13 protein-coding genes and 1 pseudogene are annotated in these 13,881 nt (G+C 39.9%); 2 read left to right on the top strand and 12 right to left on the bottom strand.

Annotation, left to right across the window (positions count from 1 at the left end):
• Nucleotides 1–41: 41 nt before the first annotated feature.
• The 12 genes from QZ114_RS03140 to QZ114_RS03085 form a co-directional block, all read right to left on the bottom strand.
• Nucleotides 42–1,802, bottom strand: a complete 1,761-nt coding sequence (locus QZ114_RS03140) for an ABC transporter ATP-binding protein (protein ID WP_295499621.1) — start codon at nt 1,800–1,802, stop codon at nt 42–44.
• On the bottom strand, nt 1,792–3,561 hold the full coding sequence (locus tag QZ114_RS03135) for an ABC transporter ATP-binding protein (protein ID WP_295499618.1): 1,770 nt from the start codon (nt 3,559–3,561) through the stop codon (nt 1,792–1,794). The genes QZ114_RS03140 and QZ114_RS03135 overlap by 11 nt, the downstream gene beginning before the upstream one ends.
• On the bottom strand, nt 3,536–4,006 hold the full coding sequence (locus QZ114_RS03130; RefSeq protein WP_049510943.1) for a MarR family winged helix-turn-helix transcriptional regulator: 471 nt from the start codon (nt 4,004–4,006) through the stop codon (nt 3,536–3,538). The genes QZ114_RS03135 and QZ114_RS03130 overlap by 26 nt, the downstream gene beginning before the upstream one ends.
• Before the next feature lie 176 nt (nt 4,007–4,182).
• The gene (locus QZ114_RS03125; protein ID WP_295499615.1) at nt 4,183–4,899 is read right to left on the bottom strand and encodes a YebC/PmpR family DNA-binding transcriptional regulator; all 717 of its coding nucleotides are present in this window, start codon (nt 4,897–4,899) and stop codon (nt 4,183–4,185) included.
• A gap of 96 nt (nt 4,900–4,995) precedes the next feature.
• The gene (locus tag QZ114_RS03120; protein ID WP_295499613.1) at nt 4,996–6,366 is read right to left on the bottom strand and encodes an MATE family efflux transporter; all 1,371 of its coding nucleotides are present in this window, start codon (nt 6,364–6,366) and stop codon (nt 4,996–4,998) included.
• A 220-nt stretch (nt 6,367–6,586) separates the two neighbouring features.
• The gene (gene recA, locus QZ114_RS03115) at nt 6,587–7,753 is read right to left on the bottom strand and encodes a recombinase RecA (RefSeq protein ID WP_295499611.1); all 1,167 of its coding nucleotides are present in this window, start codon (nt 7,751–7,753) and stop codon (nt 6,587–6,589) included.
• A gap of 54 nt (nt 7,754–7,807) precedes the next feature.
• Nucleotides 7,808–9,064, bottom strand: coding sequence for a competence/damage-inducible protein A (locus QZ114_RS03110; protein WP_295499610.1), 1,257 nt, complete (start codon nt 9,062–9,064; stop codon nt 7,808–7,810).
• A gap of 76 nt (nt 9,065–9,140) precedes the next feature.
• Entirely contained in the window at nt 9,141–10,238 is a 1,098-nt protein-coding gene (locus QZ114_RS03105; protein ID WP_295499608.1) for a biofilm formation/cell division transcriptional regulator BrpA, read from the bottom strand.
• 7 nt (nt 10,239–10,245) lie between these two features.
• On the bottom strand, nt 10,246–10,764 hold the full coding sequence (locus tag QZ114_RS03100) for a GNAT family N-acetyltransferase (RefSeq protein ID WP_295499606.1): 519 nt from the start codon (nt 10,762–10,764) through the stop codon (nt 10,246–10,248).
• Entirely contained in the window at nt 10,754–11,197 is a 444-nt protein-coding gene (tsaE, locus tag QZ114_RS03095) for a tRNA (adenosine(37)-N6)-threonylcarbamoyltransferase complex ATPase subunit type 1 TsaE (protein WP_295499604.1), read from the bottom strand. The genes QZ114_RS03100 and tsaE overlap by 11 nt, the downstream gene beginning before the upstream one ends.
• A gap of 84 nt (nt 11,198–11,281) precedes the next feature.
• A complete protein-coding gene (locus QZ114_RS03090; RefSeq protein WP_050222261.1) occupies nt 11,282–11,902 on the bottom strand; it encodes a hypothetical protein in 621 nt (206 codons plus the stop codon).
• Between the two features lie 305 nt (nt 11,903–12,207).
• Nucleotides 12,208–13,071 (bottom strand): helix-turn-helix domain-containing protein, encoded by an 864-nt coding sequence (locus QZ114_RS03085; protein ID WP_050389815.1) that lies wholly within the window; start codon nt 13,069–13,071, stop codon nt 12,208–12,210.
• A gap of 190 nt (nt 13,072–13,261) precedes the next feature.
• On the opposite strand from QZ114_RS03085, the pseudogene QZ114_RS03080 reads away from it, so the two are divergent.
• Together QZ114_RS03080 and QZ114_RS03075 are read left to right on the top strand one after the other, a co-directional pair.
• Nucleotides 13,262–13,431, top strand: a pseudogene (locus QZ114_RS03080) (PhrA family quorum-sensing system peptide).
• Nucleotides 13,432–13,587: 156 nt separating this feature from the next.
• On the top strand, nt 13,588–13,881 hold the full coding sequence (locus tag QZ114_RS03075) for a hypothetical protein (protein WP_261274920.1): 294 nt from the start codon (nt 13,588–13,590) through the stop codon (nt 13,879–13,881).

Here is a 13,881-nt window from a genome sequence, read left to right as displayed (position 1 = left end):
GTATAGTGCAGAAAAAGAAGGCCGTCAAGCCTTCTTTCGATTTATTCTTCTGCTTGGTCTTCTGTAAACTGACTGTTGTAGAGGTCAGCGTAGAAACCAGTTTGCGCCATCAGCTCATCATGATTTCCTTGCTCGATGATATTTCCATCCTTCATAACCAGAATCAAATCAGCATTGCGGATGGTTGACAAGCGGTGGGCAATGACAAAGGAAGTTCTACCTTCCATCAAACGGTCCATGGCTTTCTGAATCAATTCCTCCGTCCGTGTATCAACCGAAGAGGTCGCCTCATCCAAAATCAAGAGTGGCGCATCTTTCAGCAAAGCACGAGCGATGGTCAAGAGTTGTTTTTGTCCGACAGACAAGGTTACTGTATCATCCAAGACAGTATCATAACCATCTGGCAGCGTCATGATAAAGTGGTGAATCCCCACAGCCTTGCTGGCTTCAATCACACGCTCATCGCTAATATCCTTTTGGTTATAGATAAGATTGTCTCGGATAGTGCCTTCAAAGAGCCAGGTGTCCTGCAAGACCATTGAAAAGGCATCGTGTACTTCCGAACGCTTCATCTCCTTGGTATCGACACCATCGATACTGATGCTTCCCTTATCAATCTCATAAAACTTCATCAAAAGATTGACAATGGTTGTCTTACCAGCCCCAGTCGGTCCGACAATTGCAACTTTTTGACCTGCATGAGCGGTCGCAGAAAAGTCATGGATGATGGTTCGCTCTGGTGTATAACCAAAGGAGACTCGATCAAAGACTACTTGACCTTTCATATCGCTCAATTGTCTTTCTTTATGGGATTCATCTTCCATCTCCTCTTCAGCTAGGAATTCGAAGACACGTCCCATGGCTGCACTAGCCTGCTGCAAACTAGTAATCCCTTGAGCGATTTGTGAAAGAGGCTGAGAAAAGATACGAACGTAGGCCATAAAGGCAACGATAATCCCGATACTGATGTGCCCATTTAAGGCCAAGGCTGCACCAACGATAATCACTAAGGCATAACTAAAATTCCCAATAAACATCATAATCGGCATCATAATCCCTGAAATAAACTGAGATTTCCAGATACTGTCATACAAACGATTATTTAATGTCGTAAATTCTTCTTTCGTGCTCTCGATAGCATTGTAACTGGTCACCACATTATGGCCAGAGTACATTTCCTCCACATAACCATTGACAGCTGCCAAATCCTGTTGCTGACTCTTAAAAAAGCCCTGGGATTTGCCCATAAAGACGGACACGAAAGCAAAACCGATAAGAGTTGACACAACCGTCACCAAGGCTAAAATCCAGTTCATCCCAAACATGGTTACCAAGACTGCTAAGACCAATAAACTAGATGAAAGAACTGTTCCCAGACTTTGATTAAGGGACTGGGCTGCAGTGTCAACATCATTGGTTACACGAGACAAGGTATCTCCTTGAGAATGTCCATCAAAATATCCTAATGGAAGGCGATTAATTTTCTCTGCAATGGCTGTTCTCAAACGCTCTGAAAAACGTTGAATGGCTGTTGTAAACAGAAAGGCCTGCAAATAATTGGATAGAAGTCCGATCACATAAATCACGGCCAAAAAACCACCAATAGCTGCAACCGCCGCGACATCCACACTTGTTTCTAGACCACTGGCAATAATATTAGTCATTTCCTTGATGCGGGTTGGACCATATACAGTAATGATATTGGATACGATTGTTGCTAGAAAGGCGATTAGAAGGGCAAACTGGAGACCTGCAAGATAGGGTTTACTCTGTTTCCAGAGCGACAGTTTTTTATTTTCCATGTTCCAATTCCTCCTTCGATAATTGTGAATAGGCAATTTCTTGGTAAACTTCGTTATTATCTAGAAGTTCCTTGTGGGTGCCTTGTCCCACGACTTTTCCTTGATCCAAGACCAAAATCAAATCCGCATCCATAATCGTTGAAATACGCTGTGCGACAATGAGCTTGGTCATAGACTTAGTTTTTTCAGCTAGCTCTTGGCGTAGAACTCGGTCTGTCTTGTAATCCAAGGCTGAGAAGGAGTCATCAAAGATGAGGATTTCTGGCTTCCGAGCCAAGGCACGCGCAATGGCCAGACGCTGTCTTTGACCACCTGAGAAGTTGGTTCCTCCTTGGGCCACTTCTGACGCTAAGCCAGCTTCTTTGTCTTCGATAAAGTTCTTAGACTGGGCCAATTCCAGAGCTTGCCACATAGCCTGCTCACTAAGTGGTGTTTCTTGACTGCGTCCAAAATCTAAATTGCCCTTGACATCACCTGAAAAGAGAACCGCTTTTTGAGGGATATAACCAACCTTGTTGCGCAAATCTTCTAAGGCATAGTCTTGAACATTGACACCGTCCACCAGAATTTCTCCTTCTGACACATCGTAGAAACGTGGAATCAGATTGACCAGAGTTGATTTACCAGAACCAGTTGACCCAATAAAGGCCACTGTTTGACCAACTTCTGCTCTAAAGCTAACATGCTCAATAACCGCCTCCGAATTTGCCGCATAGCGGAAGGTCACATTCTTAAATTCGACCTGACCTTTGAGGTTTTCATCAGCCAGCTGCACTTGAGCAGGGTTTTGGATAGAAGAATGCAAATCCAAAACCTGATTAATCCGCTTGGCAGAGACCATAGTTCGAGGAAGAACGATGAAGAGTGCCCCCATGAGAAGGAAGCCCATGACAACCTGCATGGCATAAGACATGAAAACAACCATGTCACTAAAGAGAGGCAGACGCGCTGTCGCAGCAGCATCGTTGATTACATAGGCCCCAATCCAGTAAATCGCCACACTCAAACCACTTGAAATCCCCATCATGATTGGATTTAGAATGGCCATAAGACGGTTGACAAACAAATTCAAGCGTGTCAATTCATCATTTGCTACAGCAAATTTTTCATTTTGGTAATCCTCTGCATTGTAGGCACGAACGACACGAATACCTGTTAAACTCTCGCGAGTGATACTGTTCAGTTTATCTGTCAGCCCCTGAATCAAGGACTGTTTTGGAAAGGCTAGCGTCATCAAAACAGTTGTCATCAAAACGTTGACAATCACTGCCACAAGTACGGCCCAGAGCCAGTATTCTGAACGACCTAAAATCTTCCCGATAGCCCAGATAGCCATAATCGGACCACGCGTAACTACTTGCAAGCCCATGGTAATCAACATCTGAACCTGAGTAATGTCATTGGTGGTACGAGTTAGGAGACTGGGAATAGAGAATTTCTTAATCTCTGTCTGCGAGTAATCCAAAACTCGGTTAAAAATATCACTTCTCAGCCTACTAGTATAAGAAGCGGCCACTCTGGACGCAAAAAATCCAACTGCAACTGCGGATAAGAAGGCTAGAAAGGACATTCCCACCATCATACCTGCTGGTTGCCATAACTCATCCAAGTTGGTAGCCTGAGTTCCCAGTAAATCCGTGATTTTAGAGATATAGGTCGGCACTTCCAACTCCAGATAGACCGAAAAGCAGGTAAAGAGAATGGCTAGTAAAATCATCCCCCATTCTTTTCTACTAATTCGTTTTGCTAATTTCTTCATTATCTCCTCCTATTCTCTTGATATTTTCCTGTAATTGATTGAGGACTTTCTCAAAAATCAGTAATTCGCCTTCATCTACGTCTGCCAACAACTGCTTGTCTATGCGTTTAAAAAAGGCCTTAAATTCTTGCATTTGAGAACGCGATTTTTCCGTCAGACGAACAAACTTAGCCCGCTTATCGCTAGAACTCGCCTCCAATTCTACCAGACCATTTTGCACCATACGCTTGACCAAGTTACTAGCAACAGACTTGCTAATATTGAGTTCCTTCTCAATATCTTTAATCAAGACCAAGTCTTGGTTTTCCTCACGGATATCCAAAAAACGTACAACCTGACCTTGCGGTCCACCCATAAATTCAATACCACAACGTTTGGCTTCCCTTTGTACCATGAGATGAATCTGATGACTAAAACGCTTAAAGACTAACATCGGTTTATCCATACTAACTCCTTTCTAACTATCACATTTAGTTCTCCTAGGAACTAAATAAGTTTCCATGGGAACTATTTTACCACTTTGAAAAGAGATGTCAAGGAAAAGTTTCCTAGAGAACTATTTTCTTGATTCAAAAAATCCCAAGTGAGTTTCTCACTTAGGATCATGTTTTCTAGATTAAATTAGAATCCGTCTACATTCGTATAAATCTTTTGTACGTCTTCGTCGTCCTCAAGGACACTGTAAAGTTTTTCAAAGGTTTCAAGGTCATCGCCTGACAATTCCACTTCTGACTGAGGAATCATTTCCAATTCAGTCACTTTGAATTCTTCGATACCTGACTCACGAAGGGCAACGATAGCCTTGTGAAGGTCAGTTGGAGCTGTGTAAACTGTGATTGTACCTTCTTCTGCTTCTACATCATCCACATCCACATCTGCTTCTAGCAATTGCTCAAAGACCGCATCCGCATCTTCACCAGCAAATACGATAACACCCTTGTTGTCAAAGAGGTATGAAACCGAACCTGAAGCACCCATGTTTCCGCCGTTTTTACCAAAGGCAGCACGGACATTGGCCGCTGTACGGTTGACATTAGAAGTTAAAGTATCAACAATCAGCATAGAACCATTTGGTCCAAAACCTTCGTAACGTCCTTCTGTAAAGGTTTCGTCTGTGTTTCCTTTAGCCTTGTCCAAAGCTTTATCGATAACGTGTTTTGGCACTTGGGCTTGTTTAGCACGGTCGATAACGAATTTCAAAGCTGAGTTTGATTCTGGATCTGGATCACCTTTTTTAGCTGCTACATAGATTTCTACACCAAATTTTGCATATACTTTAGAGTTAGCTCCATCTTTAGCCGTTTTCTTGGCTACAATATTGGCCCATTTACGTCCCATTAGGAATCTCCTTTTTTCACATTTTGATCTTTCTTATTATAACACAAGTTTTTTCGATTTTCACTAGAGGAAATGGATTTTATTCAGTAAATCCAACTAGGATAGCACTTTGGCTGCTAAGATTGCCTTGCCTTCTTTTATCAAGGGGTGACGGAATAGTGAGAAATAAAGTTGGATGGTCATGGCAACCCAGATAAGGGGTTCACAAAGAATAACACCCCTATAGCCCGCCCAAGGAATAATCAAAACCACAAAAGCGATTTTCCCGATTAGTTCGATAAAGCTAGAAACTAGAGGAAGGACTTTCTGTCCCAAACCCTGCAAGCAATTGCGATAAATCAGCAAAAGACTCAAAATAGGATAAAAAGCTGAACTGATTTGCAGGTAGAGACTTCCATTTTCTACCAAGTAGCTATCCGTCGAACTAGCCAAGAAGGAAACCAAGGCTGGACTGGCAAAAAAGAGGAAAACACAAATAAAAACTCCCCAGGACATACTTAAACGACTGCCGATTCGAAGACCTTGAACAATACGGTCTGGACGCTTAGCACCTAAATTCTGAGAAGCAAAGGTCGTCATCGAAGCAGAAATAGCGGTCATAGGAAGAAGGGCGAAAGCCATAATACGTCGAGCCGCCGTCTGAGCACTAATAATTACGGCACCAAAGGTATTAACAGAAGACTGTAAAATCACACTGCCGATGGACACAATGGAACTCATCAAGCCCATAGCCAAGCCTTGCTCCAAAAGATCCGCGTATAAAGCCTTATTCCACTTAAAATGTTTGAGTTGAGGGAGTAGTTCAGGTACATTCTTTCGGATATAGTAGAAACAAAGTACAGCTGACAGCCCCTGCGAAATAATAGTTGCAAGTCCTGCCGATTGAACTCCTAACTGCAGTTGTGTAATGAAATACAAGTCAAGAACTACATTGACAAGGGCAGAGAAAATCAGAAAACCAAGTGCAGCCAGACTGTCACCAATAGATCGCAACAAACCTGCAAAGAGATTATAGGCAAAGCTGACACCGACACAGGTCACAATCATAGAAATATATTGATAGGACTGAGGGAGGATTTCTGCAGGAGTATCTAGGTACTGTAAAAGCGGATACAAACCAAGAAAACCCAGCAACATAACCACAATACTCAAAAGAGCACCTAAAATCCAGGTAGCTGCTACTGCTTCCTTGATTTTTGTAAAATTCCGAGCACCATAATAGCGAGCAATAACAATCCCCATCCCATTGCCAACACCAAGAGTAAAACCTACAATCAGGTCAAAAATCGCTGTTGTCGCCCCTACTGCAGCCAAGGATTCTTGACCAAGAAAACGCCCTACAATTAAGACATCAGCAGTGTTATAGAGCTGTTGAAAAATATTAGACAGCAAGATTGGGAAGGCGAAGCTTAAGAGCGAGGGAAGAATCGGGCCATGAATCAGGTCCACTGTTCGTTTTTTATTCATAAGGCTATTATATCAGCTTTCTAGAGGAGCGACAAGAAACAGCAAACTATAGATGATCTGAGACCTTAAACAAAAAATCGAAAAAGTAGTGGATTTGCTCCACTACTTTAATAGCTTATACTCAATGAAAATCAAAAAGTAAACTAGGAAGCTAGCCGTAAGCTGTACTTGAGTACGGTAAGGCGACGCTGACGTGGTTTGAAGAGATTTTCGAAGAGTATTATTCTTCAATTTCGATTTCAAGCTCATCGCCTAGGTCAAGAGTCACTTCTTCATTCACAGAATCTGCTTGAACTGCCTTATCTTTTTTGCTTTCAACACCTTCTACAGAAGCTTCTTCTCCATCAATCAAACCAAATTGAACACGGATTTGATGGTCGATTTCATCAAAGACTTCTGGATGATCTGCCAAGTATTTTTTAGCATTTTCAGAACCCTGCCCGATTTTCTCATCCTTGTAAGAGTACCAAGCTCCTGCTTTTTTAATGATATCCAAATCGCTTGCGATTTTCAAGAGTTCACCAGTCTTAGAAATCCCTTCTCCGTACATGATTTCAACGAAGGCTTCCTTAAATGGTGGAGCCACCTTGTTTTTCACGACCTTAATCTTGGTTTCCTTACCAACATTGGTGTCTTTTTGATCCCCAGTTCCCTTGATTTGCGTGCTTCCACGAACATCCAAACGCACTGATGCGTAGAATTTCAAGGCACGTCCACCAGGAGTTGTTTCTGGATTTCCAAACATGACCCCAACTTTTTCACGCAATTGGTTGATAAAGATGGCAATTGTTTTGGTCTTATTGATAGAAGCACCAAGTTTACGCATGGCCTGGCTCATCATACGAGCCTGCAAACCAACGTGGCTATCTCCGATATCTCCATCAATTTCTGCACGAGGTACAAGGGCAGCAACTGAGTCGACCACAACAAGATCTACAGCACCTGAGTCGATCAATTTTCCTGCAATCTCAAGACCTTGCTCTCCTGAGTCTGGTTGTGACAAGAGCAATTCGTCAATATTGACACCAAGGGCCGCAGCATAAGCTGGATCTAGGGCATGCTCTGCATCGATAAAGGCTGCAATACCACCTTCTTTTTGCGCTTGTGCAACTGCATGAAGGGCAACTGTTGTCTTACCAGATGACTCTGGCCCATAGATTTCGATGATACGCCCCTTAGGATAACCACCTGAACCAAGGGCAATGTCAAGCGCCAAGGAACCTGAGCTCATGACTTGTACCTTTTGCTCTGCACGTTCACCCAAACGCATGATTGAACCCTTACCAAAGTCTTTCTCAATCAATTTAAGAGCATCATTCAAGGCTTTTTCACGTTCTGCCCCGAATTTTTTTGAAATTTCTTCTAATTTTTTTGGTTTTTTTGCCATTCTATTCTCCTACATTCTAATGGTCCTCAGACCTATCTACTATTATATCAAAAGTTAGTCACTTAATAAAGCCTTGCGAACTAGGTTAAAGGCATGCATAACCGCAATGTGACGTACATCTGCTCGACTTCTGCCTCCAATATTCACCTTGATGACCTCAGTTCCATGCTCTTGAGCCAAGCCTATAAAGACTGTCCCAGCTGGATATCCTTCTAGGCTATCTGGTCCTGCCACTCCAGTCAAACTAAGGGCAAAATCAGACTGGGTCTTGATTCGTACCTGCTCAGCCATCTTCTGAGCTGTAAATTCAGACACTACACCATGTTCTTCCAAATCCTTGGCAGGAATATCCAACATCTTTGATTTTTCCTCCAAGCTATAGGTCACAAAACCACCCTTAAATATACTTGAAACCCCCGAAAAATCCGCTACGGTAGCTTGGAAAAGACCTGCCGTCAAACTCTCTGCAGCCGTAATCGTTTTCCCTTGCCTTTTCAGTTCTTCTACCACAATGCTGGCCAAGCTGGACTCTTCCCCATACCCATAACAAAGGTCTCGTAAAGAAAGACCTTCAAAGGTCTGGCGATCCAAGATTTGATTTTCCAAGATATCCAGCACTTGATTTGCTTCTTCTTGATTGCTAGCTTTTGTTGACAGACGTAGAGTTACCTCTCCTGTCTTTGCATAAGGCGCCAAGGTAGGATCTGTTTGATTATCAATCAAATCAGCCAAAATCGTGACCAACTGACTCTCACCAATTCCAAAAAATCGAAGAACACGGGAATACAGCTTGCTACCTGTCATCAACTTGGGTAGAAGTTGGTTTAAAACCATAGGTTTCAATTCGCTTGGTGGACCAGGAAGGACGACGTAGGTCACTCCATCGGCTTCTAATATTCCTCCCACAGCCAGTCCTGTTTCGTTTGGCAGTGGAGTCGCTCCTTCTACAAGTTGAGCTTGTCTTTCATTATTCGGTGTTCGGGCATAGTCTGGTCGCTGAGCAAAAAAGACATCCAACTTCTCCTGCGCCTGAGAATCAAAGACTAATTCTTTCCTTAAGAATTTAGCCAAAGTTTGTTTGGTCAAATCGTCCTCAGTCGGTCCCAAGCCTCCTGTTAAAATCACTAGACTACTACGTGTTCTCGCAATTTCAAGGAGAGATAACAAACGTCCTTCATTATCTCCTACAGCCGTTTGAAAATAAACATCCACCCCAATTTCTGCTAGTTTTTCTGATAAAAATTGAACATTGGTATTAACAATCTGTCCTGTTAAAATTTCTGTTCCAACAGCAATGAGTTCTGCTTTCATGTTTCCTCCTACCTATTTATTCGCATTTTTTTGAAAAAATCGCAGGAAATTTCCCACGATTTAACTATAAAATAAATTATTCTATATTTTCTTGATTGATAGTGTTAGGAATAGTTTCCGTTACTGTTTCCGTTACTGTTTCTGTTACTGTCCCTATCACCGGCCCTAAACCAATACCATTTTGGTTCCCAAATAGTTTCTCGTATAAAATAGCATTGGTTTCTAACTCTGTCACCTTAGGTTTATCAAGTGAGGTTCTCAATAAATTCTGAATTTCTAACAAGTGACTAGCAGTTACTATTTGATAGGATATTCCTTGTAAATTAGCATCTTCACCTTGTAATTGGTGCGTTTCTATTGTTTTAAATGAATCTCTGTAACCCAATAAGCTTGGAATACTATTAGAAGACAAGTCAATATTGGTCTGCATATTCGTACTTAATGCTTTTAAGATTGATTGATAATGACTAACACTATTCAAACTGAGCACTTTTTCGACAACTTTTTGAATGACTTCCCGTTGTCTTTTTTGACGACCATAATCTCCTTCTGGATCTTGATAACGCATCCGTGAATAAACAAGGGCTTCTTCTCCATTTAGAGTTTGTTCACCAACACCTATTGAAATTTTATTAAACTCCTCTTGATCACTAATTGAAATTGGGAAGCCCAAGGTATTATTAACAGTAATACCCCCAACTGCATCCACTAGTTGTTGAAGTCCTTGCATATTAACCATCACATAACGATCTATATGGATATTCATCATTTTTTGAATGGTCGAAATAGCTAATTCAGCCCCACCACCAGCATAGGCAGCATTCAGTTTCGCTTCGTAAACACTACCATCATTTTGCTGGATCTTCGTTAAAATATCACGTTCTAAACTTAGCATAGTTGTTTTCTTTGTACGTGGATTAACGGTTAACAATATCATTGAATCACTATTGCCTTCCCAAGGATCAGTCCGTTCAACATTCCCTGTATCCACTCCCATCAAAAGAATCGTCAATGGCTCAGTAGCCTCAATCACATTTGTTTCTTCCCCAATTTTTTTATAGGTTTTTGACAAGGCATCCGTTCCTTGCTGGTAAATGGTATAAGCAAAGACACCAATACCTAAAGCTGTAACTGCTAAAAAAGCTAGCACCATTCCAATAATTTTTTTAATCATATTTCTACTAATCTATCAGTCTACCCATAAGATAAACATCAATAAAGTCCCCTTCTTCTATGTAAGCTCCGCGCTCTTGTCTACCTTCAATCACAAAACCATATTTTTGATATAGATGAACTGCAGCTTGATTACGAGTTTGAACAGTTAATTGAAGCCTACGAAGAATGCCACTAGCCTGCGCCCATTCTACGACTTCTTCAAGCAAGAAACTTCCCAAGCCATTATTCCAATATTTCTTACCAATCACAATAAAGAGATCTCCAATATGACGAACTCTCTTACGTTGATCAGCTGTGATGTTTACAAGACCAGCAATTTCATCATTCAGTAAGGCAAGTAAAGTGATTTGATTTTCTGAGTGAGCCTGTTTATCCAAAAACAACTCCATCTCAATATCTGTCAATAGAATACCTTCCCCGTCCAGACTGGTAAAATCTGTCTCCAAACTCACACGATTTAAAAAGGCTACTAATTCAGCCGCATCTTCAGCTTCTGCTTCCCTAATGAGCAATTCATACTCCATGTTGAAGCTCCTCTAAGAGTTCTTCTGCACGCAACCCCTTTGCTCGAAAATGTAATCTTCGACCATCTTCTTCTTTTAGAATTTCCAATTCTAAATAAGTATCTGGTAAGGCATCACCTAAAAGATGCCCCCACTCAATAATAGTCACTCCACCACCAAAGAGAAATTCATCTAAATCAATAGAATCAGCATCCCCCTCTATACGATAAACATCTAGGTGGTAAAGCGGAAGACGACCTTCATACTCTCTTACGATAGTGTAGGTTGGACTTTTAATCATTTGAGAAATCTGTAAACCTTTAGCAAGTCCTTTAGTAAAGGTCGTTTTACCTGCGCCCAGTTCTCCAGTTAAGATTAAAACATCATTCTTTTCTAATAGATGACCCAAACGCTCCCCTAAGAACTGTAGCTCTTCTTCATTTTTTGTGTACATACTCTTATTATACCAAAAACTTTTCTTTTGTGTCTATTTTCCTGCTAAACTTATCATTATAACATCCATAAAAACAAGCTTTCTCTAAAAGAAAATGAGCGTAGCAATGACCAATACAAGATCTCGGAAAATATGACCATAAAAGGAAACTTCCTTCTTGACCGAATTTGGGACAAGATAGGCTGCAAAAAACAAACCCAGTCCAATATAAATCAAAAGAGAGACAATGGTCATTGGATTTCTTAAGAAGAGAAGTGTTGCTAAAATAGTCACCAACACTGTCTTTTTTCTGTCTAGCATAGCAAGCAAATCGCGCATGTATTTTTTCAAGGGTAAAAAAATCAGCAAATCTAGTCCAAATAGGAAAAAGAAGGATGGCAATAAAAAATCAACTAATTCTTGCTGCAACGTATTTTTGATGAACAAGTTATCTGACAGGACAAGAACAGCTCCTAACAAATTAATTAAGAGCAGGATACTGTAAAAAAGCTTCACTGACTTCTTACTGGCTAGGACACTATGAACTTCTTGCTTACGGGTATAAAGATAATTTACTCCAGCACAGATTCCCGAAACGAATACCATACTTCCGATAAAAAAAGCTGTACTTTGTTTAAAGGACAAGATGCATTCTTTCCATAGGAAACAGCTACTCAAACTGATTTGAATTAAAGCTAACAAAAATAAGATTCTCATTGATTTCATCTTTTCTCTCCCTTCCTACCAATCATTATACTCGGAGAAAAGAGGGAACTGTTTCCAATCTTCTCAAATGTCTCTTTAAGACGCTAAACAAACATGAGAGACTAATACTCAATGAAAATCAAAGAGCAAACTAGGATGCTAACCACAGGTTGCTCAAAACACTGTTTTGAGGTTGCAGATAGAGCTGACGTGGTTTGAAGAGATTTTGGAAGAATATAAATTTGAAATAAGGCTGATAGTATTAATTTCACTATCAGCCTTACAGGTTATTTAACGTTTCAGAAAAACTATAATGTCAAGATTAACTAAACAGTATCTAATTCCTTCAAATAATTTTCTATCTTCATCAACATTAAAGGATTGTTATAAATCTTACATAACTCTTTTGCTTCTATATAATAATTTTTGACTTGTTCTTTGTCTAGAAATTTGGCTCCAGCATTTCCTACAAGAATAAGTAGAGGAGCCAGTTGGTAGCTTGTCTGTCTTTGTTTACAGAGTTCAATCGTCTCAAGAGCTTCTTGGATGGCTTCGTTATATTTTTCCTTTGACACTAGGTAGTGAGCGTAGTTGTAACGAACTCTGATGTAGCCAAATAAAAACTCTTGATGCTCAAAATTTTTTGTCTGATATAACTCCATCAAATGAGAGTAGTTTGCTTCATAATCTTCTTCACGACCCACTAAGGAATAGAAATTAGATAGAGTATTCAATGCCTTTAAATAAATCAGAGTATTTGAGGAGACTTTTAATAATATATTTTCCAATGAAGAAATAGCCTCACACTTACTGTCATATTGATAGAAGTCAATAATAGCTTTAATCCATTCAAGGTAAGTTCGGTCTTCTAGTGTTAGAAAAGTACTTCGTTCAATCTCTATTCTATAAATATATTCCAAATTGTCATAATTTCTGTCATCTAATAGTCGAGCAGATAATTGCTTGAAATTAGAGAGGTTAGATTTAATTTCAATTTGTTCATTGAAAAAATAATCTAATGGTACTTCAAGTCGTTGTGAGAGTTTGAACAAAAGGTCTGCGGAGGGAATGAAATGCCCTCTCTCAATTTTACTAATCTGACTTTGTTCACAAATTCCTTCTGCAAGAGTTTGTTGGGAGAGTCTCAACTCTTTTCTTTTCAATCTGAATTTCTCTGCGAGTGTATTCATTAAAGATAATAAACCTTCCTATTTGCTTAATTTCATTATAAAATTTTTAGTTCAAAATAGCAAGTTAAAGGAATAAATAATTCCTTATGGTAATAAACTGGAAAAAAAGTCAAAAATTACATAAAAATGCTTGGCTAAATAAAATATATCTGTTAAAATAAGGATAATAAAAAAGAAAAGGGTTTCACGAATGAAGAAAAATCGTGGAATTCAAAAATTAGCTATATTAGCATTACTAGGTGTTTTATGTTTAGTAATACAATTCCTTACCAATAGTTTATTAAGAAGAATAAACTATTGGAGATTCGAGTCCAATCACAAAAGAAGTCCAATGGTCTTGATGTTGGGAAGGCTGATTAAATGATGAAAATACTATTAACTATATAGTATTTCTGTTTTATCTAACTTTTAATTAGAAAGAAGTGATTCGAATGTAGTAGGGTTTGATTTGTTGATACTTCTAAAGGCGGTCGTTGTTATTGTTAGATTTTAAGTGAAAGAAGTGAGGGCTTTACAATGAAGAAAAGCATAAAAAAAATAATTACAACATCTTTACTTACACTGACTTTAGCTGGTGCAGGTGGTTCGATTGTTTCAGCTACAACAGTTTGGTATAAAGGTACTGCAGTTTATTGGGATTATGGTCGTACTGCTGGTCTTTGGAGCTATTCAAATGTTCAGTCTGGTGTTTACGAACACTCAGCATCTGCTAACGGGGCATTCTCAGGCTGGCAATCCCCTGGAGTAGAAGCACGTGTTTCTAAATTCATCGGAACTGGTACAGCTGAATGTTACTGGAATTGTAGGTAA

Source organism: uncultured Streptococcus sp. (genome assembly GCF_901875575.1).
In the GTDB taxonomy this organism is placed as follows: domain Bacteria; phylum Bacillota; class Bacilli; order Lactobacillales; family Streptococcaceae; genus Streptococcus.
Note: the sequence above shows the minus strand (reverse complement) of the source record. Positions and strands in the feature narration are given on the sequence as shown.